This window comes from Streptomyces sp. BPTC-684, assembly GCF_030028635.1.
In the GTDB taxonomy this organism is placed as follows: Bacteria; Actinomycetota; Actinomycetes; order Streptomycetales; family Streptomycetaceae; genus Streptomyces; species Streptomyces noboritoensis.
The window spans coordinates 432,164-458,305 of sequence record NZ_CP124863.1 but is presented as its reverse complement, the minus strand read 5'-3'; the positions used below and the strand labels follow the sequence as shown (position 1 = coordinate 458,305).

The 26,142-nt window shown below is 70.3% G+C and carries 26 protein-coding genes and 1 pseudogene; 17 read left to right on the top strand and 10 right to left on the bottom strand.

Features of this window, described 5'->3' with window-relative positions:
- Positions 1-162: 162 nt before the first annotated feature.
- Positions 163-1,284 carry a winged helix DNA-binding domain-containing protein gene (locus QIY60_RS02105; RefSeq protein ID WP_283140832.1) on the top strand — a complete coding sequence of 374 codons (1,122 nt, stop codon included), beginning with the start codon at positions 163-165 and terminating at the stop codon, positions 1,282-1,284.
- 21 nt (positions 1,285-1,305) lie between these two features.
- Here the strand turns inward: QIY60_RS02105 and lysA are convergent, their stop codons facing one another.
- Both lysA and QIY60_RS02095 read right to left on the bottom strand, forming a co-directional pair.
- Positions 1,306-2,637 carry a diaminopimelate decarboxylase gene (gene lysA / locus QIY60_RS02100; RefSeq protein ID WP_283140831.1) on the bottom strand — a complete coding sequence of 444 codons (1,332 nt, stop codon included), beginning with the start codon at positions 2,635-2,637 and terminating at the stop codon, positions 1,306-1,308.
- 38 nt (positions 2,638-2,675) lie between these two features.
- The gene (locus QIY60_RS02095) at positions 2,676-3,107 is read right to left on the bottom strand and encodes an SAV_915 family protein (protein WP_283140830.1); all 432 of its coding nucleotides are present in this window, start codon (positions 3,105-3,107) and stop codon (positions 2,676-2,678) included.
- A 224-nt stretch (positions 3,108-3,331) separates the two neighbouring features.
- On the opposite strand from QIY60_RS02095, the pseudogene QIY60_RS02090 reads away from it, so the two are divergent.
- The 3 genes and pseudogenes from QIY60_RS02090 to QIY60_RS02080 all read left to right on the top strand — a co-directional run bounded on the left by QIY60_RS02090 (position 3,332) and on the right by QIY60_RS02080 (position 7,812).
- Positions 3,332-4,263 (top strand): annotated as a pseudogene (locus tag QIY60_RS02090) (LysR family transcriptional regulator).
- Positions 4,264-4,519: 256 nt separating this feature from the next.
- Positions 4,520-6,208, top strand: a complete 1,689-nt coding sequence (locus QIY60_RS02085) for an AMP-binding protein (RefSeq protein ID WP_283140829.1) — start codon at positions 4,520-4,522, stop codon at positions 6,206-6,208.
- Positions 6,205-7,812, top strand: coding sequence for an AMP-binding protein (locus tag QIY60_RS02080; RefSeq protein WP_283140828.1), 1,608 nt, complete (start codon positions 6,205-6,207; stop codon positions 7,810-7,812). Before QIY60_RS02085 ends, QIY60_RS02080 begins: the two co-directional genes overlap by 4 nt.
- Before the next feature lie 41 nt (positions 7,813-7,853).
- On the opposite strand, the gene QIY60_RS02075 is transcribed toward QIY60_RS02080, so the two are convergent.
- Positions 7,854-8,558, bottom strand: a complete 705-nt coding sequence (locus QIY60_RS02075; protein ID WP_283145794.1) for a hypothetical protein — start codon at positions 8,556-8,558, stop codon at positions 7,854-7,856.
- 389 nt (positions 8,559-8,947) lie between these two features.
- Between QIY60_RS02075 and gcl the strand changes: the two genes are divergently transcribed.
- Positions 8,948-10,729, top strand: a complete 1,782-nt coding sequence (gene gcl, locus QIY60_RS02070) for a glyoxylate carboligase (RefSeq protein WP_283140827.1) — start codon at positions 8,948-8,950, stop codon at positions 10,727-10,729.
- A 205-nt stretch (positions 10,730-10,934) separates the two neighbouring features.
- Positions 10,935-11,156 (top strand): hypothetical protein, encoded by a 222-nt coding sequence (locus QIY60_RS02065; protein WP_283140826.1) that lies wholly within the window; start codon positions 10,935-10,937, stop codon positions 11,154-11,156.
- Between the two features lie 399 nt (positions 11,157-11,555).
- Here the strand turns inward: QIY60_RS02065 and QIY60_RS02060 are convergent, their stop codons facing one another.
- Together QIY60_RS02060 and QIY60_RS02055 are read right to left on the bottom strand one after the other, a co-directional pair.
- Positions 11,556-12,050: a hypothetical protein gene (locus QIY60_RS02060; RefSeq protein ID WP_283140825.1), complete on the bottom strand. Its 495-nt coding sequence runs from the start codon at positions 12,048-12,050 to the stop codon at positions 11,556-11,558.
- Positions 12,047-12,223: a hypothetical protein gene (locus tag QIY60_RS02055; RefSeq protein ID WP_283140824.1), complete on the bottom strand. Its 177-nt coding sequence runs from the start codon at positions 12,221-12,223 to the stop codon at positions 12,047-12,049. Before QIY60_RS02055 ends, QIY60_RS02060 begins: the two co-directional genes overlap by 4 nt.
- Before the next feature lie 234 nt (positions 12,224-12,457).
- Here QIY60_RS02055 and QIY60_RS02050 point away from each other — a divergent pair, with 234 nt between their 5' ends.
- The 3 genes from QIY60_RS02050 to QIY60_RS02040 are packed head-to-tail and all read left to right on the top strand — an operon-like array spanning position 12,458 to position 14,093.
- Positions 12,458-12,718 (top strand): hypothetical protein, encoded by a 261-nt coding sequence (locus QIY60_RS02050; protein WP_283140823.1) that lies wholly within the window; start codon positions 12,458-12,460, stop codon positions 12,716-12,718.
- Positions 12,690-13,217 (top strand): DUF6879 family protein, encoded by a 528-nt coding sequence (locus QIY60_RS02045; protein WP_283140822.1) that lies wholly within the window; start codon positions 12,690-12,692, stop codon positions 13,215-13,217. The genes QIY60_RS02050 and QIY60_RS02045 overlap by 29 nt, the downstream gene beginning before the upstream one ends.
- A 24-nt stretch (positions 13,218-13,241) precedes the next feature.
- Positions 13,242-14,093: a helix-turn-helix transcriptional regulator gene (locus tag QIY60_RS02040; RefSeq protein ID WP_283140821.1), complete on the top strand. Its 852-nt coding sequence runs from the start codon at positions 13,242-13,244 to the stop codon at positions 14,091-14,093.
- Between the two features lie 611 nt (positions 14,094-14,704).
- On the opposite strand, the gene QIY60_RS02035 is transcribed toward QIY60_RS02040, so the two are convergent.
- From QIY60_RS02035 to QIY60_RS02025, 3 genes are all read right to left on the bottom strand, one after another.
- Positions 14,705-16,162 (bottom strand): catalase, encoded by a 1,458-nt coding sequence (locus QIY60_RS02035; RefSeq protein ID WP_283140820.1) that lies wholly within the window; start codon positions 16,160-16,162, stop codon positions 14,705-14,707.
- A gap of 188 nt (positions 16,163-16,350) precedes the next feature.
- The gene (locus QIY60_RS02030; protein ID WP_283140819.1) at positions 16,351-17,241 is read right to left on the bottom strand and encodes a 2-hydroxy-3-oxopropionate reductase; all 891 of its coding nucleotides are present in this window, start codon (positions 17,239-17,241) and stop codon (positions 16,351-16,353) included.
- Between the two features lie 38 nt (positions 17,242-17,279).
- Positions 17,280-18,113: a TIM barrel protein gene (locus tag QIY60_RS02025; protein WP_283140818.1), complete on the bottom strand. Its 834-nt coding sequence runs from the start codon at positions 18,111-18,113 to the stop codon at positions 17,280-17,282.
- A gap of 136 nt (positions 18,114-18,249) precedes the next feature.
- Between QIY60_RS02025 and QIY60_RS02020 the strand changes: the two genes are divergently transcribed.
- From QIY60_RS02020 to QIY60_RS01990, 7 genes are all read left to right on the top strand, one after another.
- Complete coding sequence (locus QIY60_RS02020; protein ID WP_283140817.1) at positions 18,250-18,501, top strand: hypothetical protein; 252 nt, start codon at positions 18,250-18,252, stop codon at positions 18,499-18,501.
- Positions 18,498-18,875 carry a helix-turn-helix domain-containing protein gene (locus QIY60_RS02015; protein WP_283140816.1) on the top strand — a complete coding sequence of 126 codons (378 nt, stop codon included), beginning with the start codon at positions 18,498-18,500 and terminating at the stop codon, positions 18,873-18,875. Before QIY60_RS02020 ends, QIY60_RS02015 begins: the two co-directional genes overlap by 4 nt.
- Before the next feature lie 157 nt (positions 18,876-19,032).
- Positions 19,033-19,545, top strand: coding sequence for a 2-oxo-4-hydroxy-4-carboxy-5-ureidoimidazoline decarboxylase (gene uraD / locus QIY60_RS02010; RefSeq protein WP_283140815.1), 513 nt, complete (start codon positions 19,033-19,035; stop codon positions 19,543-19,545).
- On the top strand, positions 19,545-19,934 hold the full coding sequence (gene uraH, locus QIY60_RS02005) for a hydroxyisourate hydrolase (protein WP_283140814.1): 390 nt from the start codon (positions 19,545-19,547) through the stop codon (positions 19,932-19,934). Before uraD ends, uraH begins: the two co-directional genes overlap by 1 nt.
- A gap of 5 nt (positions 19,935-19,939) precedes the next feature.
- Entirely contained in the window at positions 19,940-20,863 is a 924-nt protein-coding gene (gene pucL / locus QIY60_RS02000) for a factor-independent urate hydroxylase (RefSeq protein WP_283140813.1), read from the top strand.
- A 141-nt stretch (positions 20,864-21,004) separates the two neighbouring features.
- Positions 21,005-22,390: an 8-oxoguanine deaminase gene (locus tag QIY60_RS01995; protein WP_283140812.1), complete on the top strand. Its 1,386-nt coding sequence runs from the start codon at positions 21,005-21,007 to the stop codon at positions 22,388-22,390.
- Between the two features lie 401 nt (positions 22,391-22,791).
- Entirely contained in the window at positions 22,792-24,102 is a 1,311-nt protein-coding gene (locus QIY60_RS01990; RefSeq protein WP_283145793.1) for a nucleobase:cation symporter-2 family protein, read from the top strand.
- 70 nt (positions 24,103-24,172) lie between these two features.
- Here the strand turns inward: QIY60_RS01990 and QIY60_RS01985 are convergent, their stop codons facing one another.
- Positions 24,173-24,949 carry a chitosanase gene (locus tag QIY60_RS01985; protein ID WP_283145792.1) on the bottom strand — a complete coding sequence of 259 codons (777 nt, stop codon included), beginning with the start codon at positions 24,947-24,949 and terminating at the stop codon, positions 24,173-24,175.
- A 204-nt stretch (positions 24,950-25,153) separates the two neighbouring features.
- Between QIY60_RS01985 and QIY60_RS01980 the strand changes: the two genes are divergently transcribed.
- Positions 25,154-25,771, top strand: coding sequence for a TMEM175 family protein (locus QIY60_RS01980; RefSeq protein ID WP_283140811.1), 618 nt, complete (start codon positions 25,154-25,156; stop codon positions 25,769-25,771).
- Here the strand turns inward: QIY60_RS01980 and QIY60_RS01975 are convergent.
- Positions 25,734-26,120, bottom strand: a complete 387-nt coding sequence (locus QIY60_RS01975; RefSeq protein ID WP_283140810.1) for an Lrp/AsnC ligand binding domain-containing protein — start codon at positions 26,118-26,120, stop codon at positions 25,734-25,736. The two genes, QIY60_RS01980 and QIY60_RS01975, sit on opposite strands and share 38 nt — an antisense overlap.
- Between the last annotated feature and the right edge of the window lie 22 nt (positions 26,121-26,142).

Here is a 26,142-nt window from a genome sequence, read left to right as displayed (position 1 = left end):
ACCTCCGACCTCCGAGCGCCGATCTCCGACCGCCCGCCGACTGCCGTCCGCCGGACACCAGACGCCGCCCGCCGAACACCACGGCGGCATCCCGCCGCGAAAGCCCCCCACCGCCCCCCACCGCGGCCAGAACCTGTCCTACATCCCCACTACCGTGCCCTCATGCCCCCGCACACGACACGCCCCGCCCCCCTCCTCACCCCCCGCGCCCTCAACCGCGCCACCCTCGACCGTCAGCACCTGCTGCGCCGGACCGATGCGCTCAGCCCGCGGGACGCCGTCGCGCACCTCGTCGGGTTGCAGGCACAGAACGTGAAGCCGCCGTACTTCGCGCTGTGGGCCCGGCTCGCCGGGTTCCGGCCCGAGCAGCTCTCCGCGCTCATCGAGGCGCGTGAGCTCGTACGGATCGTGACCCTGCGGTCCACCATCCACCTCCACACCGCCGACGACGTCCTCACCCTGCGCCCGCTCGTCCAGGCGGCCCGGGACCGCGAGCTCAAGCAGTTCCGGGGGCAGCTGGAGGGCGTGGACCTGGAGCGGCTCGCCGAGACCGTCCGTGGGCTGGTGGAGGAGCGGCCGTACACCATGAAGGAGATCCGGGACGTGCTCAGCGAGCAGTGGCCCGACGCGACCCCCTTCGCGCTCTCCCTCGCCGCGCGCTGCGGGCTGCCGCTCGTGCAGGTCACGCCGCGCGGGCTGTGGGGGCGCAGCGGGCGGGTGGCGCTGACCACCGCCGAGCACTGGCTGGGGCGGGCGCCGGGGCCGGTCCCGGCGCCCGACGACACCGTGCTGCGCTATCTCGCCGCGTTCGGGCCCGCCTCGGTCAAGGACATGCAGACCTGGGCGGGACTGACCCGGCTGGGTGAGGTCTTCGAGCGGCTGCGGCCCGTTCTCGTCACCTTCCGTGACGAGAACGGGGTCGAGCTCTTCGACCTGCCCGACGCGCCCCGCCCCGACGAGGACACCCCGGCCCCGCCGCGCTTCCTGCCCGAGTTCGACAACCTGCTGCTGTCGCACGCCGACCGTACGCGGGTGATCCCGGCCGAGCACTGGGGCCGCACCTGGAAGGGCAGCCAGGCCTTCTGCACCCTCCTCGTGGACGGCTTCCTCGCCGGGTTGTGGCGCCTGGAGGAAGGGAAGGAGCACGCCGTCCTCACCGTTCAGCCGTTCGGGTCCCTCGGCCGGGCCCGGCGCGACGAGGTGGCCGCCGAAGGCGAGCGGCTGCTCGCCGAGATGACCTCGGCCACCTCGTACGACGTCCGGTTCGGGGACGTCATCCGCTGACCTCAACGCGCCAGGAAGCCGTCACACCCCCACATCCCGCGCCCGCTGGTCCTCGAACGTCTCCCGTCGCAGCAGCAGCCGCGACCGGCCCCCGGCGACCGCGACCACCGGCGGTCGGCCCGTCATGTTGTAGCCGGACGCCATCGAGACCTGGTACGCCCCGGACGCCGGTACGGCGAGGACGTCCCCGGGGCGTACGTCCTCCGGCAGCTCGACGTCCTCCGCCAGGATGTCGCCCGCCTCGCAGTGCCGCCCGACCACCGTCGTGGCGCGCATCGGCGCCGCCGTCGTACGGCCGACCATGCGGACCGTGTACCTGGCCCCGTACAGCGCCGGGCGCGGGTTGTCGCTCATCCCGCCGTCGACCGCGACGAACACCTGCGCGCCGGTGCGCTTCACCGACAGGACGCGGTACAGCGCCACCCCGGCCGGAGCCATGATCGAGCGGCCCGGCTCCACCGTGAGCCGGGGCGGGGGATAGCTGAACTCGGCGCAGGTGGCCGCCAGTTCCTCTCCGATCCGGCGTCCGTACGCCGCCGGGGACGGCGCCGGATCGCCCGGCAGGTAGGCCGCCGCGAAGCCGCCGCCGAGGTCCAGCTCCGGGAGGGTCACGTCGTGCCGGTCGCGGATGCGGGCCAGGAACGCCACCACCCTGCGCACCGCCTCCCCGTACGGCTCGGTCGACGCGATCTGGGAGCCCAGGTGGCAGTGCAGACCGGCGAGTTCGAGACCGGGCTGGCCCAGGACGCGGACGACGGCGTCCTCCGCGTCGCCGCCCGCGATCGACAGGCCGAACTTCTGGCCCTCCGCGCCCGTCCGGACCTTCCGGTGCGCGCCCGCCTCGATGCCCGGCAGCACCCGGACCAGGACCTTCTGGGTCGCGCCCTTGGGGACTTGGGTCGCGATCCGGGCGATCTCGCAGTCAGAGTCGATGACGATCCGGCCCACGCCGAGGCGCAGGGCCGTGCGCAGGTCCCGCGGGGACTTGGCGTTGCCGTGCAGCACGACGCGCTCGGGCGGGAAGCCGCGGGTCGCGGCGAGCTCCAGTTCGCCCGCCGAGCAGACGTCGAGCCCGAGGCCCTCCTCGGCCATCCAGTCGACCACGGCCCGGCACACGAAGGCCTTCGCCGCGTAGACGACCTCGGCGTCCGGCAGCGCCTGACGCCAGGCGCGCGCCCGGGACCGCACCTCGGTCTCGTCGAGTACGTACACGGGCGTGCCGTGCCGTTCGGCCAGCTCGGCGAGGGACACCCCGGCGAGCGACACATCGCCGCCGGGCGCGTTCACGGCGGAGTCCGGCCACACCGAGGGGGAGCTCAACTCCCGTACGAGGGAGTCGGGTTCGGTTGTCATACGGGGATTCCCTCTCTCAGTCTCTCGGTCCACGTCTCTCAGTCCACGAACGCGTGGATCGCGGTGACGGCGGTCCAGACGGCCGCCGCCGCGCCCGTCACGCGCAGCACGCCGACCATGTCCGGGTCCCACCCGGCCCGGCGCGCGCACGGCTGCCCGACGGGCTCGGCGCGTACGGTGACCGGGGCCGGGGCCGCGAGCTGCGGGTCGACCGTCACCGCGGTCACGCCGAGCGGCTCCGCCAGCGACCGCAGCGCGGGCTCGGCGAGCCGGATCCAGCTCTGGTCGCGCCCGAGCACCGCGCACAGCCGCTCGGGACTGGTGAAGCCGACGGCGGTCCTTACGCCGAGCGGGGTGCGCGAGAAGCGCAACTGCTGTCCTCCGGCAGAGCCGAGCCGAACCGGCACGTAAAGGGCCGCTGCCGGGCGGCGTTCGTCGGGGTCCGCGTCGTCGATGGTGAGGCTTTCCATGGTGGTGCCCTCCGGTGGAGTACGAAGCCGGTTGATGGGAGTACGAAGCCGGGCGATGCGGCGTCGCTTTGTGCGACGCCTCGACGTCTGTGTGCGACGCGTCGAAGCTATGCCCGCGTCCGGGTTGCCGAGCCGTCTCCTGACGCGCTGTTGATCCCGTTCCGCCCGACTTTGACGGCCCCCTAGCGCCGAGCTGCCCTGTCCGCCCTGGCTGGAGTCGCCGCATGGAACTGCGGCAGCTCAGCTACTTCGTCACCGTCGCCGAGGAACTGCACTTCGGGCGGGCCGCCATGGGGGTCCCCCCTGCTCCTTAAGAGCTTGGGGGAGGTTGCACATCGTCCAGTCGGCGGTGAGCCGGCAGGTGCGCCGCCTGGAGCGGGAGCTCGGCGCCGAGCTCTTCGACCGCTCGCCCCGGCACGTCCGCCTCGCCGGTGCCGGGGAGCGGCTGCTGCCCGAGGCGCGCACGGTGCTCGCGGCGGCGGAACGGGCCCGGGCCGCCGTGCGCGGCCGCACCGGGCTGCGCCTGGGCACCAGTACGGGCCTCGGGGCCCACCTCGGCAGGGTGCTCGACCGGTTCGCGGCCCTCGCTCCGGACACGCCGGTCGAGCTGGTGTCGGCGGCGACCCGGGACCGTCTGGAGCAGGTCGCGGACGGCCGTCTGGACGCGGCGTTCGTACGGTCCACCGCGCCCGAGGCGGGCGTACGGATCCTGCCGCTGTGGGAGGACCCGCTGGTCGTGGCGGTCCCGGCGGCGCATCCGCTGGCCCGCGCGGCGGACGTCGCGGTCGGCGAACTCGCCGCGCTCGGCCTGTGCATCACGGCCCGCCGCAACAACCCGGCCCTCGTCGACCTCGTGGTCGGCGCCTGCCACGCCGCCGGGTTCGAGCCGCTGCCGGGCCCGGTGAGCGGCTCGCTCCAGGACACGCTCGCCACGATCGGCACGGGAGCCAGGCCCTTGTGGACGGTGGTGTACGCGTCCCACGCGCGCGTGCTGCACAGCTCCCGGGTCGCCTTCCTGCCGTTCCGCGCGCCGGGCCTGGCCCTGCCGACCGGCCTCGCCGTGCACGCGCGCACCCCACCGGCGGAGCTGGACCTGCTCCTGAAGGCGTGTGAGACCCCAACTGCCGCTCCGACCAGTAGCGATCACGAAAACTGATCGCTGTCGTCGCCGTCTGCCTCTTGGTCGGCGTACCCCTATGGGATGGACTGAGGTCACGCCGGTGAGCGGCCCGGAGGAACCGGGAGGCCGCCGCTGGCAAGGGAGTTGACCGTCATGCCGATCGTCCCGGACGCCTCCCCAGGGTGCGGGGGAATCCGCCGCGCGGACTTCCCCCGCACCCCCCTACGGGGGTAAAGAGGCCTGGTCACGCACCGCGAGGTGGTAGAGAGTGGCCAGGCAACGAGGAGGGCACATGGACGCACGTGGCGCCACGGAGGAGTTCCGGGCCGCACGGGACTTCCTGCTGGAGCACCGGGAGGACTACGCGACGGCCTGTCAGGGGTTCAGCTGGCCCCGCCCCGAGCGGTTCAACTGGGCGCTCGACTGGTTCGACGTCATCGCCGAGGGCAACGGCGCCACCGCGCTGCACATCGTCGAGGAGGACGGCCGCGAGATCACGCTCTCGTACGCCGAGATGTCCCTGCGCTCGGACCAGGTCGCCAACTGGCTGCGCGCCCAAGGGGTACGGGCCGGGGACCGCGTCGTCGTCATGCTCGGCAACCAGCGGGAACTGTGGATGACCGCGCTGGCCGCGATGAAGCTGCGGGCGGTCGTCATCCCCGCGACCCCGCTGCTCGGCCCGGCCGACCTGCGGGACCGGATCGAGCGCGGGCGCGCCCGGCACGTGATCGTGCGGGCCGAGGACGCGGCCAAGTTCGACGACGTGCCGGGGGACTACACCCGGATCGCCGTCAATCCGCAGGGTGCCGACCCCGTTCCCGGGTGGCTGGACTTCGACGGGGCGTTCGGGGCGGCCGCGCGGTTCGAGCCGGACGGGGTCACCCTGGCCGACGACCCGCTGATGCTCTACTTCACCTCCGGCACCACGGCCCGTCCCAAGCTCGTCGAGCACACCCATGTGTCGTACCCCGTGGGGCACTTGGCGACGATGTACTGGATCGGGCTGAAGCCCGGCGACGTGCATCTGAACATCTCCTCGCCCGGCTGGGCCAAGCACGCCTGGTCGAACCTCTTCGCCCCGTGGAACGCCGAGGCGACCGTCTTCATCTACAACTACACGCGTTTCGACGCGGCCCGGCTCATGTCCGCGATGGACGCGGCGGGCGTCACCAGCTTCTGCGCGCCGCCCACGGTGTGGCGGATGCTGATCCAGGCGGACCTGAGTGCGCTGCGGACCCCGCCCCGCGAGGTCGTCGCGGCCGGCGAGCCGCTCAACCCCGAGGTCATCGAGACGGTCCGGCGGGCGTGGGGCCGGGTCATCCGGGACGGCTTCGGACAGACCGAGACGGCCGTCCAAGTCGCCAACACACCCGGCCAGTTGCTCAAGACCGGCTCGATGGGCCGGCCCAGCCCCGGCTACAAGGTCGAGCTCCTGGACCCGGTGACGGGCGAGCCGGGCGCGACCGAGGGCGAGATCGCCCTCGACCTCTCGGCCCGGCCGGTCGGCCTGATGACCGGCTACCACGGCGACCCGGAGCGTACGGCCGAGTCGATGGCGGGCGGCTACTACCGCACCGGCGACATCGGATCGCGCGACGAGGACGGCTACATCACCTATGTCGGCCGCGCCGACGACGTCTTCAAGGCCTCCGACTACAAGATCTCGCCGTTCGAGCTGGAGAGCGCGCTCCTGGAGCACGAGGCGGTGGCCGAGGCGGCCGTCGTGCCCGCGCCCGACCCGCTGCGGCTCGCCGTGCCCAAGGCGTACATCGTGCTGGCGGCGGGCTGGGAGCCGGGCCCGGACACCGCGAAGGTGCTGTTCGAGCACTCGCGCGCGGTCCTCGCCCCGTACAAGCGCATCCGCCGGATCGAGTTCGGCGAGCTGCCCAAGACGGTCTCCGGGAAGATCCGCCGCATCGAGCTGCGCGAGGCCACGGCGGCGGGTTCGAAGGCCGAGTACGACGAGGGGGACCTGCGGTGACGGACCTCTCGTACGCCCACGGCACGAGCGGCACGCCGCTGCTCGGCGACACCATCGGGGCCAACCTGGACCGGGCGGTCGCCGCCTGGCCGGACCGCGAGGCGCTGGTCGACGTGGAGTCCGGGCGGCGCTGGACGTACGCGGAGTTCGCCGCGGCCGTCGACGAGCTGGCCCGCGGGCTGCTCGGCAGCGGGGTCCGCAAGGGCGACCGGGTCGGCATCTGGGCGGTGAACTGCCCGGAGTGGATGCTCGTGCAGTACGCCACGGCCCGGATCGGCGCGGTCATGGTGAACATCAACCCGGCGTACCGGGCGCACGAGCTCGCGTACGTACTGAAGCAGGCCGGGATCTCGCTCCTGGTCGCCTCGCAGAAGCACCGGACGAGCGACTACCGGGCGTTGGCGGAGCAGGCACGCCCCGAGTGTCCGGAGCTGCGGGCGGTGCACTACATCGGGGACGGGTCCTGGGACGAGCTCCTGGCGGCGGCTGCCATGGTGACGACCAGTCAATTTATCGACGCACAGGCCGAGTTGTCGTGCGACGACCCGATCAACATTCAGTACACCTCGGGGACCACCGGCTTCCCCAAGGGGGCGACGCTCTCCCACCACAACATCCTCAACAACGGCTATTTCGTGGGCGAGTCGATCTCGTACACCGAGCGGGACCGGATCTGTGTGCCGGTGCCGTTCTACCACTGCTTCGGCATGGTGATGGGCAACCTCGCGGCCACCTCGCACGGGGCCTGCGTGGTGATCCCGGCGCCGTCCTTCGACGCGGCGGCGACGCTGCGGGCGGTGGAGCGGGAGCGGTGCACCTCGCTGTACGGGGTGCCGACGATGTTCATCGCCGAGCTGAACCTGCCGGACTTCGGCTCGTACGACCTGTCCTCGCTGCGTACGGGGATCATGGCGGGGTCGCCGTGCCCGGTCGAGGTGATGAAGCGGGTCGTCGCCGAGATGAACATGGCCGAGGTGTCCATCTGCTACGGCATGACGGAGACGTCCCCGGTCTCCACCCAGACGCGCGTCGAGGACGACCTGGAGCGCAGGACCGGCACGGTGGGGCGGGTGCTGCCGCACATCGAGGTGAAGGTGGTGGACCCGGCCACCGGCGTCACGCTGCCGCGCGGCGAGGCGGGCGAGCTGTGCACCCGCGGCTACAGCGTGATGCTCGGCTACTGGGACGAGCCGGAGCGGACCGCCGAGGCGATCGACGCGGGGCGCTGGATGCACACGGGTGATCTGGCGGTGCTGCGCGAGGACGGGTACGTACAGATCGTCGGCCGGATCAAGGACATGATCATCCGGGGCGGCGAGAACGTCTATCCGCGAGAGATCGAGGAGTTCCTCTACGCCCACCCGAAGGTCGCGGACGTCCAGGTGGTGGGCGTGCCCGACGAGAAGTACGGCGAGGAGATCCTGGCCTGCGTGATCCCGCGCGACCCCGCGGACCCGCCCACGGTCGAGGACATCGGGTCGTTCTGCCGCGACCGCCTCGCGCACTACAAGGTGCCGCGGCGGCTGCGGATCCTGGCGGAGTTCCCGATGACGGTGAGCGGGAAGGTACGGAAGGTGGAGCTGAGGGAGGGGTACGGGGAGTAGGGGGCGGGGCGAGGGGGCCTTTGTGTTCGGCCCCCTCCGGCTCACGGGCCCGTGGCCACCAGCTCGTCCGCCGCGTCGTTGACCGGCTGGGGCGTACCCGTCAGATCCATCACGAACAGCGGGATGGACAGCTCGTCGCCACGGGCCCGGGCGTCCTTGGTGTACCCGGCGAGTGAGAAGTAGACGCCGGTGGACGAACTGCTGAGCGCGTTCAGCCACAGGCACTCCACCGCGCGCAGCGACGCCGGGCGGGTCGTCGGGTCGACCTGGGCGACCAGTCCGGGGCCGCGCAGATCGATCCCGGAGGCGGGGCGCGCCTCGGACTGCAGGACGTCGCGGAAGCCGAGCCATTTGAGGTAGAGCGCCGCCGCGGTCACCGCGTCCCGGGCGGTACGGATGGTCACCGGCCGGAACGCCGGGCGCGGGGGCGCGGCGGTCGGCGGAACCGGGATGTGGACCGGCAGCGGGGCGGGTGCCGCGCTGACCGGCCGTACCGGAATCCGCAGCACCGCGCCGCACGAGCACCCCAGCTCCGGCTGCGGCCACTGGTCCTGCCGCCCGCACGCGTCGCAGCGCACGACGACCCAGTCCTCGGTCCAGGTGCGGTGGGTGATCGGCTCGGGCGCGCCCCCGCGCTGGAGCGGCGGCGCGAGCGGGGCGCCGCAGGGGCAGGGGTAGGTGGTCGCGGCGTACCGGTGCTCACGCCGACATACGGGACACCGCACGGCGAGCGTCTCCCGCCCCAGCCCGGCCCTGGGGTATCCGGGGCCGGTGCGTTGCGTGGGGCCACTGGGGCCGCCGGGGTATCCGGCGCCGCCGGTCCCGCCCCCGGTCACCCCGCCGCGCCCCGCCGACCCACCGGGTCCTGGCGCCCCGCCGTACCTGCCGCCGACTCCACCGGCACTGTCGCCGATTCCGTCGATACCCATGTCGTCCACCCCGTGCTCGCCGCCCGTACGGTCCATCGTCCCCCACCTGCGGCCACCCGGGAGGCGACTTCGGGGATCCCTTGACGCGCCTGCGTACGCCCCCTATGTTACTTCCATATAGCAGAACTAAACTTCCGCATTACGGAATCAAGGCTCTCAGGTGGCGCGACAGAGCCCGATCCGCCAGGCCGAAGCAGGAGCACTCCATGCCTCGTATGACCGCTGCCCGAGCGGCAGTTGAGATCCTCAAGCGCGAAGGCGTCACCAACGCGTTCGGCGTGCCGGGCGCGGCGATCAACCCCTTCTACGCGGCCCTCAAGGCCGGTGGTGGCATCAAGCACACGCTGGCCCGCCACGTCGAGGGCGCGTCCCACATGGCCGAGGGGTACACCCGGGCCGACGCCGGGAACATCGGCGTCTGCATCGGTACGTCCGGCCCCGCCGGCACCGACATGATCACCGGGCTGTACTCGGCGATCGCCGACTCGATCCCGATCCTCTGCATCACGGGCCAGGCGCCGGTCGCCAAGCTCCACAAGGAGGACTTCCAGGCGGTCGACATCGCGAGCATCGCGAAGCCGGTCACCAAGGCGGCGACCACCGTTCTGGAGGCCGCGCAGGTCCCCGGCGTGTTCCAGCAGGCGTTCCACCTGATGCGCTCCGGCCGCCCCGGCCCGGTCCTCATCGACCTGCCGATCGACGTCCAGCTCACCGAGATCGACTTCGACCCGGACACGTACGAGCCGCTGCCGGTCTACAAGCCGTCGGCGACCCGCGCCCAGGTCGAGAAGGCGATCGGGTTCCTCCTGGAGTCCGAGCGCCCGCTGATCGTCGCGGGCGGCGGCGTCATCAACGCCGACGCGTCCGAACTGCTCGTGGAATTCGCCGAGTTGACGGGCACTCCGGTCATTCCGACCCTGATGGGCTGGGGCATCCTCGCCGACGACCACGAGCTGAACGCCGGCATGGTCGGCCTGCAGACCTCGCACCGCTACGGCAACGCGAACTTCCTGGAGTCCGACTTCGTCCTCGGCATCGGCAACCGCTGGGCCAACCGCCACACCGGCGAGCTGGACGTCTACACCAAGGGCCGCAAGTTCGTCCACGTCGACGTCGAGCCGACCCAGATCGGCAAGATCTTCGCGCCGGACTACGGCATCGCCTCCGACGCCAAGGCCGCGCTGACGCTCTTCGTCGAGGTGGCGAAGGAGCTGAAGGCCGCGGGCAGGCTCCCCGACCGCAGCGCCTGGGCGGCGTCCACGCAGGAGCGCAAGGCGCGGCTCCAGCGGCGTACGCACTTCGACAACGTCCCGCTGAAGCCGCAGCGCGTGTACGAGGAGATGAACCGCGCGTTCGGCCCGGAGACGCGGTACGTCACCACCATCGGCCTCTCCCAGATCGCCGGCGCGCAGATGCTGCACGTCTACAGGCCGCGCCACTGGATCAACTGCGGCCAGGCGGGCCCGCTCGGCTGGACCATCCCGGCCGCGCTCGGCGTCGCCACCGCCGACCCGGAGACCCCGGTCGTCGCGCTGTCGGGCGACTACGACTTCCAGTTCATGCTGGAGGAGCTGGCGGTCGGTGCGCAGCACAACATCCCGTACGTCCACGTCCTCGTGAACAACTCCTACCTGGGCCTGATCCGCCAGGCCCAGCGCGGCCTGGACATCAACTTCCAGGTCAACCTGGAGTTCGAGAACATCAACTCCCCGGAGCTGGGCGTCTACGGCGTCGACCACGTCAAGGTCGTCGAGGGCCTCGGCTGCAAGGCGATCCGCGTGACCGAGCCGGACCAGCTGCTGCCGGCCTTCGAGGAGGCCAAGAAGCTGGCCGCCGAGTACCGGGTCCCGGTCGTCGTCGAGGCGATCCTGGAGCGGATCACCAACATCTCGATGGGCGTCAAGATCGACGCGATCAACGAGTTCGAGGAGCTGGCGACGGAGCCGGGGCACGCGCCGACGGCGATCCGCCCGCTGCAGACGTCGTAGCGCGCTAGCCCGTACGAGACCGGCGGCTCCGGTGCTTCCCGTGGGGGGTGGCACCGGAGCCGTCGCCGTTCACTCGTTCGAGTTCATACGTCGGCGTTCCATCGGCGTTTCGGCGGCGTTCCGAGGGGCTCGCGGGCCAATCGTGTCGAATCCGAGACGGGGAGAGGCGGTGCGACCGGCCGCGACGGCGCATACTGGATAGACCATGACGCAGCCGTCCGCGCCGAGGCGCCACCTGCCCACCAGTCCCTTCAAAGCTCCGGTCGACCCGCAGGCCAAGACCTTCGCCTTGGGCGACCGGGTCTCCCACGACCAGTTCGGCCTGGGCAGGATCATCGGTGTCGAGGACGGAGTCGCCATGCTCGTCGACTTCGGCTCCCGCCGCGCCCGCATCCTGAGCCCCTACACCCGCATGCACCGTCTCTGACGACAGAGCCGCGCGCACTACAGCAAGGCCCCGCCCGCGAGCCGCGGACGGGGCCTTGAACATGTCTGGCGACGCGTTGCCGGAGGGCCCACAGCTGCCATGCCGGCAGCCTCGGCCCCGCACCAGGCGGCCACTCACCGGGACGCCGACTCCTTGTGCAAGGGGCTGCCTGGGGCCGGGCCACCCGGGCGAACGAGGTCACCAGTGCCCGGAAGCCGCCGTGGTCGTGGTGCCGGGCGGTGTGCCGGATCGCCCAGTCCTCCGGCCCGTCGCCGGTGTCGGAGGGCGGGGAGGTGTCGAGGCACGTGGTGCACTCCATCACGTAGATCGGGCCGGACGCGCCCGGAGTCGTGTCCGTGCCGAGCACCCATTCCGCGTAACGGATCACCGAGCGGGGGCTCACAGGGTTCGCTCCGTCTGCGGCATCTGCCGCAGCCTGGCCTGCCCCAGCGCCACCGGGTCGGCCACGGCCCGCGCAGAGCACATGCTGCCCACCGTGCTCGGTGGGAGTGCCCAGTACGGGCCGGGCCGGGCGGTCAGGTCGATGCGCGGCACCCCCAGCCGGGTTCCCGGCTGCAGACACTCCACGCCAGGCATCCGCCAGGCAGCATGTGTGCCCGGCGGGACCAGTGCGTAGTACCAGACGCCGACCCCGTACGCGTCGTGGATGACCGCCCCGTCATCGAGGACCTCGGCGAGGAACACGGCGACGGCGTCCGGGTCGTCGCTGCGGGCGGCCGCGTGGACCATCGGAGCCGGGAGGCGGAGCGCGTCGAACTTCGCGCCAGTCGGTAGCAGGGCGATGCCCACGTCGAACTCCCGCCGGGCTTGTGCGGGCACCTTGTGGGCTGAGGCGAGCCAGTCGGTGAGGGTTATCGCGGCCTGGTCGATCACGGCGTGATCACCTCGGCGCAGCCGCGGTGCGCGTAGCTGGTGTGGTCGCCACCGAAGTCGGCGACGAACATCCGGGTGGCGACGTCGGCGCCTGACTCGTGGCAGATCTCGCAGCGCCGGTACTGCGCCGGTTCGTCACTGGCTCGGGTGTCGGATCCTGCAGCTTCATCCATCGGGGCCTCCTCCGCCGTCGGCTACTGGCTGAGCGGCGCGTACGCATGGCCAGGGCGATGCGGCTGCCGCTGGTCATGAAGCTAGGAGCGCGGTCCGCACCACTTCCAGCAATGTGCATTGATGTTCATATCTATCTTTCGTCGTGTGGTGAACAACTGTGCGTTCTTGACGTGCTACCTGCTGCCATTGAAAGTGGTGTACATCCGTGCACACTTAGAGCGTCGGAGGCTGCGATGACCTTACGGTTCATCGGGATCGACCCCAACACGGGCACAGGCGAGAGCCCGACCGTGTGGGTTGACCAGACCAAGAGCGAGTTGGTCATTCAGGGATGGAAGGCCGGGCCGGAACTCGAAGCGGCCGTAGCCGCGTTCGACATGCCTGGGCACGCGGTTGGCATCCCCGAGCACGAGACCGTCGTCCGTATCCCGGCCCGCATGGTGCCGATCTTGAGGAAGGCGTGCGATGCCGCAGAACGTACCGAGCTTCGCTGAACTCCTGGACAGCGCCGAGCGCACCGCCGTCCACTTGGAGATGCGTGATGCCTACGGGGTCGCCGGTGAGGCTGCCGACTTCGCATGTTGGAAGAGAACCGGGGAGCGGGACATGGACCCCGGTTCGCCGGACTGGGCGCCATGGGTGGAGCTGATCCGCCGTACTGTCGCCCGCGGCGTGACCGTACGCCGGGCTCGCATCGTCTCCGAACCGGTCAGCGACTACATTCGCTTCGAGCACGCGGGCACTCCGGTCAATCTGGCGGCGGGCGAGCAAGTGCGATGGTTGCCCCGTCGCCGTGCATCCGACATCGCGCTCCCCGGCAACGACTTCTGGCTGATCGACGACCGGCGCATCCGGTGGAACCACTTCACCGGCGATGGCGCCTCCGGCGGAGGGGAGTTCAGCGAAGACCCGGCCGCTGCGACACTGTGTGCAAGCGCCTTCGAGGCAGTATGGGTGCGCGCGGTCCCGCACGAGGACTACAAGATCAGATGACGCGAAAGGCGCACAGGCCAGCTCATGCCCGCTTCTCCCTCATCCTCGGCGCAATTTGCGCGCGAACAAGTCGCGCAGCGTCTACGAGACTTGCGCGCCGATGCGGGGATCACCGGGACTGAGCTGGCCGTGCACTGCGGGTGGTCACATCCGAAGACCTCTCGCATCGAGAACGCACGCACGCCCCCGACGCCGGAGGACATCCGTCGCTGGTGCCGCGCCTGCGGAGCCGAAGACCAAGCCGCCGACATCATCGTCCAGTCCCGCGATGCCGAGTCGCAGTATGTCGAGTGGCGGCGGAAGGTCCGCGCCGGGTTGAAGCGTCTGCAAGACAGCTACGTGCAGCTCTACCGGTCGACGGCGCTCTTCCGCGTCTACTCGCCCACCTTGGTTCCCGGCCTGCTCCAGACAGAGGGGTACGCACGGGCTCTCCTGTCCGGCAGTGCTCGCCTCCTCGACCTCCCAGACGACGCTGAGGAGGCTGCAGCGGCGCGTCTCGAACGCTCCAAGATCATCCACGAGCCGGGGCGCCGATTCGTCATGCTGATCGAAGAAGGCGCCCTTCACTACCGGTTGGGTGACGACGACGCGATGGCCGCACAGTTGGGCTACCTGCTCACGGTCGGTGCCCTGCCGTCGGTCTCGCTGGGCATCATCCCGAGCGCGACCTCAGACAGGCTTCTGTGGCCACAGGAGCTGTTCCACGTCTATGACGACACTCTTGTGTCAGTTGAGCTGTTGTCCGCCCGCGTCCGCGTCACCCAGCCCAGCGAGATCGTCTTGTACCTCAAAGCCTTCGAGCAGCTTCAAAGCATGGCTGTGTACGGGGCTGAAGCGCGCGCCTTGATTGTGCGGGCCATCGATGCGCTGCACTGATCCTGAGTTGCGCGAGACGCTGTTCCCACGGTGTTCCCACGCCCCGAAACAGATCAAGGCCCCACCTGAAAGCACAGGCAGGGCCTTGATCATCGAGCGCTCGATTCGGGACCGTAAACCGAACCCAGCGCCCGGGCTCTGAAGTGGTGACCGCCCGACGGAACGAGGCTGGCGCGACAGGACGTTCGTGCCGCCGGGCGGAGCTTGGTGGGGGAGGGGAGCCGACGGACGGAGTCCGGCGCAGCCGGGCGAAGCCTGCGGAGCAGTGCGAGCGCGGCCGGAAGAAGTGGTCGTTCGTGCCGCCGGGCGGAGCTTGGTGGGGGAGGGGGTGCGGGCTCCCCGAAGCCCGTGCCCGGATTGCCGCGGGCCTCCAAGGCCCGTGGGCGGGATCGCGGCGGCGGGGCGATTGGTGTGTCCCGAAGTGTGCCCTTCTTTCAGGTCAAGAAGGGGCCGGGGCAGACCTTGACCACCGCACTGGCATCGTCGACGCCGCCGCGATCACCGTGTCGTCCGAAGCCACCGACCACCCCTCATCCGGGCCGGCGGTTCGGACAGCGCAGGGAATTTGACCTCCCGTCAGATTCCCTGCGCGGTATGGGAGGAGAAGAGGATCAGTCCTCGCGCAGGGCGCGGACCGCCTCCTCCACGCGCTTGCCGTATTCGGCGTCCGCCGCGTGGAAGTGGGCCAGGTTCTTCTCGATCACGTCGTCGCGGGAGACCTGGGAGAGGCCGCCGGCGATGTTGGCGATCAGGCGGGACTTCTCGTCGTCCGACATCAGGCGGTACAGCTCGCCCGCCTGGAAGAAGTCGTCGTCCTTGACGTGGGACGGGGCTGCGTGGGTGCCGGTCCAGCCCGCGATCGCGAGCGGGGCGGAGAGCGCCGCGTCCGTCTGGGACGGGCCCGCGTAGGAGTTGGGCTCGTAGTTCTTGTCCGAGCGGCGGCCGTTGCGGGTCGCCATCAGGCCGTCGCGGCCGTAGTTGTCGGCCTCCGTCGCCTTCGGGGCGTTCACCGCGAGCTGGGTGTGGTTGACGCCCAGGCGGTAGCGGTGCGCGTCCGCGTACGCGAACAGGCGGCCCTGGAGCATCTTGTCCGGCGAGGGGCCGATGCCCGGAACGAAGTTGTTCGGGGAGAACGCCGCCTGCTCGACCTCCTGGAACACGTTGTCCGGGTTGCGGTCCAGGACCAGGCGGCCCACCCGCTGGAGCGGGTAGTCGCTGTGCGGCCACACCTTCGTCAGGTCGAACGGGTTGAAGCGGTAGTCCGCGGCCTCGGCGGCCGGCATGACCTGGACGTACAGCGTCCAGGACGGGTTCACGCCCCGCTCGATCGCCTGGAGGAGGTCGGTCTGGTGGCTGTTCGCGTCCTTGCCGACCAGCTCGGCGGCCTGGTCCGAGGACAGGCTGCGGATGCCCTGGTTCGTCTTGAAGTGGTACTTGACGAAGAAGGCCTCGCCCTGCGCGTTCGTCCACTGGTAGGTGTGCGAGCCGTAGCCGTTCATGTGGCGGTACGACGCCGGGATGCCGCGGTCGCCCATCAGCCAGGTCACCTGGTGCGTCGCCTCGGGGGCGTGCGCCCAGAAGTCCCAGACGTTGTCCGGCTCCTGCTTGCCCGTGAACGGGTCGCGCTTCTGGGAGTGGATGAAGTCGGGGAACTTGATGGGGTCCTTGATGAAGAAGACCGGGGTGTTGTTGCCGACGAGGTCGTAGTTGCCCTCTTCGGTGTAGAACTTCAGCGCGAAGCCGCGCGGGTCCCGGACCGCGTCCGCGCCGCCGAGCGAGTCCGCCACCGTGGAGAAGCGGATGAACGTCTCGGTGCGCTTGCCGACCTGCGAGAGGAAGTCGGCCCTGGTGAAGCCGGTGACGTCGTCGGTCACCTCGAAGTAGCCGTACGCGCCGGAGCCGCGGGCGTGGACCACGCGCTCCGGGATCCGCTCACGGTTGAAGCGCGCGAGCTTCTCCAGCAGGTGCTGGTCCTGGAGGAGGATGGGGCCACCGACGCCGGCGGTGGCGGAGTTCTGGTTGTCGGCGACGGGGGCGCCGGACTCGGTCGTAAGCACGCGCTTCGACATCGTGACCTTCCGTACGGGAGCTGCACTGCTGAACGGTCTGCGGTGTCTGGAGCGTAGGTACGCCCCGAAGCGAACGTCAACAGTTTGTTGAAAATGAGGTGTGGTGTTCCGGGCGGCGGCGGCGCCTGGGCGCGACAGGACAGGTGTCAGCGCCACCGCCGCCCGGAAGTCGAGAGGAGCCCGAAGGCTCAGACCTGGGCGCCGGAGAGGCGCTCCACCGCGCGCAGCAGCGCCGAGTGGTCCAGGCCGCCGTCGCCCTGGGCGCGCAGCGAGGCCACCAGCTGGGCGACGACCGCGCCGACCGGGAGCGCCGCGCCGACGTTGCGGGCGGCGTCGGTGACGATGCCCATGTCCTTGTGGTGCAGGTCGATGCGGAAGCCCGGCGCGAAGTTCCGGTTGAGGAAGTTGTCCTTCTTGCGGGTCAGCACGGTCGAGCCGGCCAGACCGCCGTTGAGGACGTCGAGCGCGGCGGCGAGGTCCACCCCGGACTTCTCCAGGAAGACCACGGCCTCGGCGCACGCCTGGATGTTGACCGCCACGATCAGCTGGTTGGCGGCCTTCACCGTCTGGCCGGAGCCGTGCGGGCCGCAGAGCACGATGGTCTTGCCCAGCGCGTCGAAGATGCCCTTGGCCTCGTCGAAGTCGGCCTTGTCGCCGCCCACCATGATGGAGAGCACGGCCTCGATGGCGCCGGCCTCGCCGCCGGAGACCGGGGCGTCCAGGACGCGGACGCCCTTCTCCTTGGCGTTCTCGGCCAGGTCGACCGAGGTCTGCGGGGTGATCGAGGACATGTCGATCAGGAGGGCGCCCTGCTTGGCGTTGGCCAGGATGCCGGCCTCGCCGTAGGCGATCGCCTCGACCTGCGGGGACGCCGGGACCATGGTGATGATCACGTCCGCGTCCTTGACCGCGTCGGCGATCGAGGCGGCCGCGGTGCCACCGGCGGTGGCCAGGCGGTCCAGCTTGTCCTGCTCCAGGGTGAAGCCGATGACGGAGTAACCCGCCTTGATCAGGTTCTCGGACATGGGCGAGCCCATGATGCCGAGACCGATCCATGCGATCTTGGGAAGGTTGCTCATTGCGGTGCCTCTCTGACTGCGGTGTTACGTAAGGAAGTTCAGCGGGCCGCGCGGGCCTCGGCCGGGAGCCACTCGAAGGACGCGGCCGCGTCGGCGGCCTTGTACTCCAGGCCCACCCAGCCGTCGTAACCGGCCTTCGCGAGCTGGTCGAGCAGCGCCTCAAGGGGCAGCGAGCCGGTGCCCGGCGCGCCGCGGCCCGGGTTGTCGGCGATCTGCACGTGGCCGGTCTTGTCCGCGTAGGCCTCGATGACCTGGGAGACGTCCTCGCCGTTCATCGACAGGTGGTAGATGTCGAGGAGGAACTTGGCGTTGCCGAGGCCGGTCGCCGCGTTGACCTTGTCGACGACCTCGATCGCGGACGGGGCGCTCACCAGCGGGTAGAGCGGCGACTCCGGCTTGTTGAGGGCCTCGATCAGGAGGATCGCGCCGACCCGGTCGGCGGCGCGGGCGGCCAGCACCAGGTTCTCCAGCGCGAGCGCGTCCTGCACCTGCGGGTCGGCCCCCTCCACCCGGTTGCCGTAGAGCGCGTTGAGCGCCCCGCAGCCCACCGAGGCGGCGAAGTCCGCCGCGACCTCGATGTTGGCGCGGAAGCGGTCCGACTCCTCGCCGGGTACGGAGAGGGCTCCGCGGTCGGGGCCCGGCAGGGCGCCCGCGTAGAAGTTCAGCCCCACCAGCTGGGTGCCGGCGTCGTCGAGCGCCTTCTTCAGGGCGTCGAGCTCGGCCTGCGCCGGAGTGGGGGTTTCGATCCAGGGCCACCACAGCTCGACCGCCGTGAAGCCCGCCGCGGCGGCGGCCGCGGGGCGCTCCAGGAGCGGGAGTTCCGTGAAGAGGATCGAGAGGTTCACATCGAAGCGCTGGTCCGAGTATCCCATGAGGGTCGGCGCTCCTTCCGTATTGCGGAAGTTACTTTCTGCTTGATGGAAGGTTGCAGGGTGGGCGGCGAGCTTGTCAAGGGGGCCTCTCCGATTGGCCTGCCGGATTTCGGAATCCGCGCAGTAGGTTGTGCGCGTGCGATTGAGAGTGGAGTTCACGACCGAGCCCTTCGACCTGGACGAGGCGCCCCCGCATGCGGTGGTCGCCCGCGAGGTCCTGCAGACGGCGGCGCTCGACGCCGTGGACGTGGGCCCCTTCGGCAACACCGCCGAGGGCGGCGCCGACCAGGTGCTCACCGCCGTCGACGCGCTGCTGCGCAAGTCCCTGGCGGCCGGTGCCACCCGGGTGTCGCTCCAGGTCAACGTGGTCGGGGAGGGCGAGAAGTGACCGAACCTGCCGACCACCCGCTGGTCACGGCGGTCAAGCCGCTGGTGGACGCCATGGGCGCGGAGATACTCGGGCCCGACCAGGCCAAGGCCGACGACGTGGTGCTCAGCTGGGAGGGCGAGGACGTGATCGCGGTGCGGCTGCCGCAGCTGTCGGACTCCCTCGACCACATCCTGGCCGCCATGGAGCGCCGCCAGGGCAAGCCGCTGGCCGAGCTCGACCGCAAGGCCAAGCAGTCGGTCGTACGGACCCTGGAGGCGCGCGGCGCGTTCTCCGTACGCCATGGGGTGGAGACCGTCGCGTCCGCCCTCGGGGTCAGTCGCTTCACCGTGTACAACTACCTGAACAGGGAAAACGCCGCCAAAAGCGAGTGAGAACGCCCCTCTGTGAGCCGTGCTCGCGCCGCCGCCGTCCGGATCCCCGGGCGGCGGCTTTTTGTTGCTCCAAGTTTTCAACAAAGTGTTGACGGGATGTTTCCGAGGGCGTTAGCTATCCGCAGCCCGTCCAGCACCAAGGCCACGGAGGCCGTTCGTGACTTCGACCTCGACGCCGGGCCTCGCCCGGTTCAACACCTCCGACGACAGCACGGCGCTCGCCGCGCTCCACGAGGTGTGCGCCAGCTCGGTATGGGGGAGCAAGCTGCTCGCCCGGCGCCCCTACGCCACCGCCGACGAGCTCTTCGCCGCCGGCGACGCCGCCATGGCCGAGCTGACCGCGGCGGACCTCGAAGAGGCGATGGCCGGGCACCCGCCGATCGGGCGGCCGAAGCCGGGCGACCCGACCTCCGCCCGCGAGCAGCGGGGGATGGCCGGCGCCACGGAGGAGCTCAAGGCCGAGATGCTCGAACTCAACCTGGCCTACCAGGACAGGTTCGGCCACGTCTTCCTGATCTGCGCCACCGGGGCCACCGGTGAGCAGATGCGCGACGCGATGAAGGCCAGGATCGGCAACACCGCCGAGGCGGAGCGCGAGATCGTGCGCGCCGAACTCGGGAAGATCAACCGAATCCGGCTGACCCGTCTCGTAGAAGAGGACAACCACTGATGAGTACGGCCACGACCGCGTCGGTGTCGACGCACATCCTCGACACCAGCATCGGGCGCCCCGCCGAGGGCGTCGCCATCTCGCTCGCCGCCCGCTCGGGCCGCGACGCCGAGTGGGTGGCGCTCGGCGGCTCCGCGACCGACGCGGACGGGCGCTGCAAGGACCTTCCGGCGCTGCCGGAGGGCACGACCCACGTACGGCTCGACTTCGAGGTCGAGCAGTACTTCGAAAAGAAGCAAGCCGAGGCGCAGCAGGACGCCCCCCGCGTAAGGGACAGCGGTGCGTTCTTCCCGGAGGTGGCGATCACGTTCGCCGTCGTGCCGGGCGAGCACTTCCACGTACCGCTGCTGCTCAACCCGTTCGGCTACTCCGTTTACCGAGGGAGCTAGCAGACATGCCCACGATTCTCGGCCAGAACCAGTACGGCAAAGCAGAGAACCGCGTCGTCAAGATCACGCGGGACGGCGACACCCACCACATCAAGGACCTGAACGTCTCGGTCGCCCTCTCCGGCGACATGGACGACGTCCACTACTCCGGCTCGAACGCGAACGTCCTGCCGACGGACACCACCAAGAACACGGTGTACGCGTTCGCCAAGGAGCACGGCATCGAGTCCGCCGAGCAGTTCGGCATCCACCTCGCCCGTCACTTCGTGACGTCGCAGGAGCCGATCCACCGGGCGCGCATCCGCATCGAGGAGTACGCCTGGGAGCGGATCGCCACCTCCGACGCCAACTCCAGGTTCATCGGCTCGGACGAGGTACGCCACTCCTTCGCCCGCAAGGGCCAGGAGCTGCGCACCACCCAGATCACCTTCGACGGTGAGAACTGGGAGGTCATCTCGGGTCTGAAGGACCTGACGGTGATGAACTCGACCAACTCCGAGTTCTGGGGCTACGTCAAGGACAAGTACACGACGCTGAAGGAGGCGTACGACCGCATCCTGTGCACCGACGTCTCCGCCGCCTGGCGTTACAACTGGACCAGTGACGACGAGCGGATGCCCAACTGGGAGAAGTCGTACGAGCAGGCCAAGAAGCACATCCTGCAGGCCTTCGCCGAGACGTACTCCCTCTCCCTCCAGCAGACCCTGTACCAGATGGGTTCGCGGGTGATCAACAGCCGCAGTGAGATCGACGAGATCCGCTTCTCGCTGCCGAACAACCACCACTTCCTGGTCGACCTCGAACCGTTCGGGCTCAAGAACGACAACGAGGTCTACTTCGCGGCCGACCGGCCCTACGGTCTGATCGAGGCCACCATCCTGCGGGACGGCGTCGAGCCGCGGATCCCGGTCGACATGACCAACCTCTGATCCCGGAGCGCCCCCGGACCCCGCCGCCCGGGGGCGCTGTTCCACTCTCTCGGCACCCGTGGGTCACCCGGCCCCGGCACTCAAATCCTCTAGGGTCCTGCCGTGCCCACTCGTTTTTTCAGTGAAAGAAGAGGAAGCACGATGGCACCATCGGCAGCCCAGCGCACCGTCATCGAGAACTGTGCGATCGCGACCGTAGACGCCGACGACACCGAGTACGCCTCGGGGTACCTCGTCGTCGCCGGCAACAGGATCGAGTCGATCGGCGCGGGCAGGGCCCCGGAGGGCCTGGAGAACGTGGTCCGCCGCATCGACGGCACCGGCCACCTGGTGACCCCCGGCCTGGTCAACACGCACCACCACTTCTACCAGTGGATCACGCGCGGCCTGGCTACCGACCACAACCTCTTCAACTGGCTCGTGGCGCTCTACCCCACCTGGGCGCGCATCGACGAGCAGATGGGCCGCGTCGCCGCGCAGGGCTCGCTCGCCATGATGGCCCGCGGCGGTGTCACCACCGCGATGGACCACCACTACGTGTACCCGCACAACGCGGGCGACCTCTCGGGCGCCATCATCGGTGCCGCGAGCGAGATGGGCGTACGGTTCACCCTCGCCCGCGGCTCCATGGACCGCAGCAAGAAGGACGGTGGCCTGCCGCCGGACTTCGCGGTCGAGACCCTGGACGGAGCGCTCTCGGCGACCGCCGAGACCGTCGACCGGTTCCACGACGCCTCCTTCGGCTCGATGACCCAGGTCGCCGTCGCTCCCTGCTCGCCGTTCTCGGTCTCCACCGAACTCATGAAGCAGGGCGCCGAGTTGGCCCGCGCCAAGGGCGTACGGCTGCACACCCACGGCTCGGAGACCGTGGAGGAAGAGCAGTTCTGCAAGGAGCTGTTCGGCATGGGCCCCACCGACTACTTCGAGTCGACCGGCTGGCTCGGCCAGGACGTGTGGATGGCGCACTGCGTCCACATGAACGACTCGGACATCGCCGCGTTCGCCCGCACCGGCACCGGCGTTGCGCACTGCCCGTCCTCCAACGCGCGCCTCGCGGCCGGCATCGCCCGCGTCCCCGACATGCTCAAGGCGGGTGTCCCGGTCGGTCTCGGTGTCGACGGCACCGCCTCCAACGAGTCCGGCGAGCTCCACACCGAGCTGCGCAACGCGCTCCTGATCAACCGCCTCGGCGCCCACCGCGAGGCCGCGCTCAATGCCCGCCAGGCGCTGCGGCTCGGGACGTACGGCGGCGCCCAGGTACTCGGCCGCGCGGCCGAGATCGGCTCCCTCGAAGCCGGCAAGCTCGCCGACTTCGTGCTCTGGAAGCTCGACACCCTGGCCCACGCCTCCATCGCCGACCCGGTCACCGCCCTGGTCTTCGGCGCCGCCGCCCCCGTGACGGCGTCGTTCGTCAACGGCAAGCAGATCGTCAAGGACAACCGCCTCCTCACGGTCGACGAGGACGCCATCGCCCGCGCCACGCGGGACGAGGCGCAGCGCCTCGCGCGCATCGCCGCGCAGGGCTGATCCCGGCCCGGGATTCCCGCCCAGGAGTCCGGCCGAGGGGGACGGCCCTCGGCCGGTCGCCGTGGACCCGAGCGGGGTCCGCGGCAGCCGCGCCCGGGGGGTGCGCACCACATGGACGTGCGCACCCCCCGGGACGGTGACCCGTGCCCATCCCCGCACGGAGCACCGCCGTTCCGCCGCACCCCGTACCCGTACGAGACCCTGCCGTACGCCGTACGTAACACCGCCGCAGCACGCACGCGTCACACTGCACCACCTCCCTGACACCCGCGTCACCGCCGACGCGTAACCGACCGGAGGAACCGCCCGTGGCCCCGCAGCCCAGGTTTCGCAACGATGCAGTCACTCCCGACCCCGCCACTCAGAAGCACCCGGTCGACGAGACCCTGCCCCCGCTGAAGATGTTCACCAGCGGCCTCCAGCACGTGGCCGCGATGTACGCGGGCGTGGTGGCCCCGCCCATGGTCGTCGGGCCCGCCGTGGGGCTCACCCCCAAGGAGACCGCGTTCCTGATCGGCGCGAGCCTCTTCACCGCCGGGCTCGCCACCCTGCTCCAGACCCTCGGGTTCTGGAAGGTCGGCGCCCGCCTCCCGTTCGTCAACGGCGTCTCGTTCGCCGGGGTCACCCCGATGATCGCCATCGGCAAGGACCGCGGTCACGAGGGCATGGCCGTCATCTTCGGGGCGGTGATCGTCGCGAGTGTGCTCGGCTTCGTGCTCGCCCCGTACTTCAGCAGGCTGCTCCGCTTCTTCCCGCCCGTCGTCACCGGCACCGTGATCACCCTGATAGGCGTCTCGCTGCTGCCGGTCGCCTTCCGCTGGGCGCAGGGCGGCAACGCGGCCGCCCACGACTACGGTTCGATGAAGAACATCGGCATGGCCGCGCTCACCCTGGTGATCGTGCTGGCGCTGCGCAGGCTGCTGCGCGGGTTCCTCCAGCAGATCGCGATCCTGCTCGGCCTGGTCGTCGGCACCCTGATCGCCGTGCCGTTCGGCATGACCAGCCTCGACGCGCTCCGCGGCGCGGACGCGGTCGGCTTCCCCACGCCGTTCCACTTCGGCGCCCCGCACTTCGAGGCCGCCGCCATCGTCTCGATGTGCATCGTGATGCTGGTCTGCATGACCGAGTCGACCGCCGACATGCTGGCGCTCGGCAAGATCGTCGGACGCCCTGCCGACGAGCGGACCATCGAGGGCGGGCTGCGCGCCGACACCCTCGGCAGTGCGGTGAGCCCGCTCTTCAACGGCTTCATGGCCAGCGCCTTCGCGCAGAACATCGGCCTGGTCGCGATGACCAAGGTGCGCAGCCGCTTCGTGGTCGCCACCGGCGGCGGCATCCTCATCCTGCTCGGCCTGTGCCCGGTGGCCGCGTCCGTGATCGCGCTGGTGCCGCTGCCGGTGCTCGGCGGCGCGGGCATCGTGCTCTTCGGCTCGGTCGCGGCCAGCGGCATCCAGACGCTCTCCACGGCGGCCCTGGAGCAGGGCGAGAACGCCCTGATCGTCGCGGCCGCGCTCGGCATCGGGCTGATCCCGATCGCCGCGCCGACCTTCTACGACGCCTTCCCGGAGAACGTCCGGGTGGTCCTGGACTCCGGCATCTCCACCGGCTGCGTGGTCGCGATCGTCCTCAACCTGGCCTTCAACCACCTTGGTCGGAAGGCGAGTTCGGAGGATTCCGCCGTGCTCGCGGAACCCGTGGTGGCCGCGCACTGAGCCCGCCGCGCGCGAGCGGCGCGTACGACACCTGCCCGTGTCGTACGCGCCGCCGTGTCGTCCGGCCGGATCAGCCGATGTGGTACGGGTCGCCGTAGACGTGCCAGTCCAGCGGCGTGTTCAGGTTGAGGTTGCCCTTCTTCAGGAACACCCGCTGCTCGGTGTCGACGCGGCTGGTGTCGCTGTGCGCCTCCTCCTGCTTCATCGCCCAGACGCGGGCGTCGAGGAAGGCGCCCAGGTACTTCGTCTCGTCGCCGCCCTTGGCCGGCGGCTTCGCCTTGGCCAGCGCCTTCTTGCGGATGCTGCTGAAGCTGGTGGGGTCGGTGCCGTCGCCGTGCATGACGATGGCGTCGTAGTAGATGAACTGGCCGAGCGTGCCCACTCCGTCGGCCTTGCCCTGCTCGACGGCCGGGTCGAAGTAGACCCGGTCCCGCTCGTCGTTCTGGGCGTTCTTGAAGGCGGTCTCCGAGGCGGCCGTCTTCCAGTCCTTGGTGAAGTGGGGGTCGAGCCCGGCGTGCGAGTCGCTCCCGTTCACCTTGCGCAGCGCGGGCAGGTACTTCTGGAGCACGTTCCCCGGCTCGCGGGCCGCGTAGAGCTCGACGAGGTCGAGCATGTCGCCGGTGCCGGAGCAGAACCCGATGATGCCGGCGGTGTAGCCCCGGCCGTCGCCGATGTCCTCGATGTACTTGTACTGGGCCTTCCAGTTCAGTGAGGAGTTCTCCGCGCTGGAGACGAGCTCCATCGCTATTTCCTTCTTGGCCGGGTCGTCGAGCCCGGTCGCCGCTGCTGCCATGGGGGCATTGTGGCTGGTCGCGGCGGTGGCCGTGGCCGCGGGTACGGCGATCACGGCGGCGCCGAGCAGGACGGACGCGGTGATCCTGAGACGACGTGCGGTGGCGCTGAAGTGGGGGGTGAGCACCTGACCTCCTGGGGGGAGTTCGTCGTTCACTGTTTTGTTAGGAAACTTTCCTACCACTGGCCGAGCAGAGGCGTACAGCCTTGTGTCACAAGGAAGTTGAAGAATCCGGCCGCGTCCGGTTCAGTTCACCCGGTGAATGAATCGAGCCGGGTCGAGGCGTTCAGCGACGGCGTTTTCGCCATCGCGATCACTCTCCTGATCCTGGAAATCAAGGTGCCCCCGCACGCGGGCGACCACCTCTGGAGCGATCTGGGCCACCAGTGGCCCTCGTACGCCGCCTATGTGGTGAGCTTCCTGGTCATCGGCATCATGTGGGTCAACCACCACACGCTCTTCAGCTATGTGGCACGCGTCGACCGCACGCTGATGTTCCTCAATCTGCTGCTGCTCATGACCGTCGCGGCGATCCCCTGGCCGGCCGGGCTGATGGCCGAATACCTCAGGGAGGACAACGCGTCACATGTGGCCGCCGCCGTCTACAGCGGACTCATGGTCGTCATGGCCCTCAACTTCCAGGCGCTGTGGTGGCACGTGACCCGGACCGGCCGTCTCTTCGACGACCGCGTCGACTTCGCGGCCGCCCGGGCCACCCGCGCCCGCTTCGCGCTCGGCTCGCTCGCCTATCCGGCGACGGTGCTGCTCGCCTTCGTCTCGGCGCCGCTGACGCTCGCCGCGCACGGGGTGCTCGCGGTCTACTACGGCTTCAACCAGCTCAGGATCCCCACGAGGGAGGTGCGGGAGGCCGGTTGAGGTTCCCCGGACGGGAGGCCGCGGGCGCGAGCGGGCCCGCGGCCTTCACCCTGCGCAGCACCGGCGCGGTCTCCAGCGTGCGGATCGCCTCCAGCGCGCCGAGCCGGTGGGTGAGGTAGTGATGCAGCGCCGCCGGGTCGGGGCAGAGGGCCTGGGCGACCAGATTGCTCGGGCCGGTGGTCGCGGCGACGAAGGCGAGCTGGTCGTGGCGGGCGAGCTCGCGGGCCACCTCGTCGAGGTGCGCCGGGGTCACCGACATCCACAGCAGCGCCTGTGTGGTGGCGCCGAACAGCGTGTCGTCGATCTGGCGGGGAAGGTGATGCCGCCCGCCCGGGTGTCCCCGTCCCAATTGAGCAGGCCTGCCACGGCGC

Excerpts from the sequence above, each read along its gene's own strand:
- QIY60_RS02105 (WP_283140832.1), top strand. The coding sequence starts at position 163 with ATGCCCCCGCACACGACACGCCCCGCCCCCCTCCTCACCCCCCGCGCC.
- lysA (WP_283140831.1), bottom strand. The coding sequence starts at position 2,637 with ATGACAACCGAACCCGACTCCCTCGTACGGGAGTTGAGCTCCCCCTCG.
- QIY60_RS02095 (WP_283140830.1), bottom strand. The coding sequence starts at position 3,107 with ATGGAAAGCCTCACCATCGACGACGCGGACCCCGACGAACGCCGCCCG.
- QIY60_RS02085 (WP_283140829.1), top strand. The coding sequence starts at position 4,520 with ATGGACGCACGTGGCGCCACGGAGGAGTTCCGGGCCGCACGGGACTTC.
- gcl (WP_283140827.1), top strand. The coding sequence starts at position 8,948 with ATGCCTCGTATGACCGCTGCCCGAGCGGCAGTTGAGATCCTCAAGCGC.
- QIY60_RS02065 (WP_283140826.1), top strand. The coding sequence starts at position 10,935 with ATGACGCAGCCGTCCGCGCCGAGGCGCCACCTGCCCACCAGTCCCTTC.
- QIY60_RS02055 (WP_283140824.1), bottom strand. The coding sequence starts at position 12,223 with ATGGATGAAGCTGCAGGATCCGACACCCGAGCCAGTGACGAACCGGCG.
- QIY60_RS02050 (WP_283140823.1), top strand. The coding sequence starts at position 12,458 with ATGACCTTACGGTTCATCGGGATCGACCCCAACACGGGCACAGGCGAG.
- QIY60_RS02045 (WP_283140822.1), top strand. The coding sequence starts at position 12,690 with ATGCCGCAGAACGTACCGAGCTTCGCTGAACTCCTGGACAGCGCCGAG.
- QIY60_RS02040 (WP_283140821.1), top strand. The coding sequence starts at position 13,242 with ATGCCCGCTTCTCCCTCATCCTCGGCGCAATTTGCGCGCGAACAAGTC.
- QIY60_RS02035 (WP_283140820.1), bottom strand. The coding sequence starts at position 16,162 with ATGTCGAAGCGCGTGCTTACGACCGAGTCCGGCGCCCCCGTCGCCGAC.
- QIY60_RS02030 (WP_283140819.1), bottom strand. The coding sequence starts at position 17,241 with ATGAGCAACCTTCCCAAGATCGCATGGATCGGTCTCGGCATCATGGGC.
- QIY60_RS02025 (WP_283140818.1), bottom strand. The coding sequence starts at position 18,113 with ATGGGATACTCGGACCAGCGCTTCGATGTGAACCTCTCGATCCTCTTC.
- uraH (WP_283140814.1), top strand. The coding sequence starts at position 19,545 with ATGAGTACGGCCACGACCGCGTCGGTGTCGACGCACATCCTCGACACC.
- pucL (WP_283140813.1), top strand. The coding sequence starts at position 19,940 with ATGCCCACGATTCTCGGCCAGAACCAGTACGGCAAAGCAGAGAACCGC.
- QIY60_RS01995 (WP_283140812.1), top strand. The coding sequence starts at position 21,005 with ATGGCACCATCGGCAGCCCAGCGCACCGTCATCGAGAACTGTGCGATC.
- QIY60_RS01990 (WP_283145793.1), top strand. The coding sequence starts at position 22,792 with ATGTTCACCAGCGGCCTCCAGCACGTGGCCGCGATGTACGCGGGCGTG.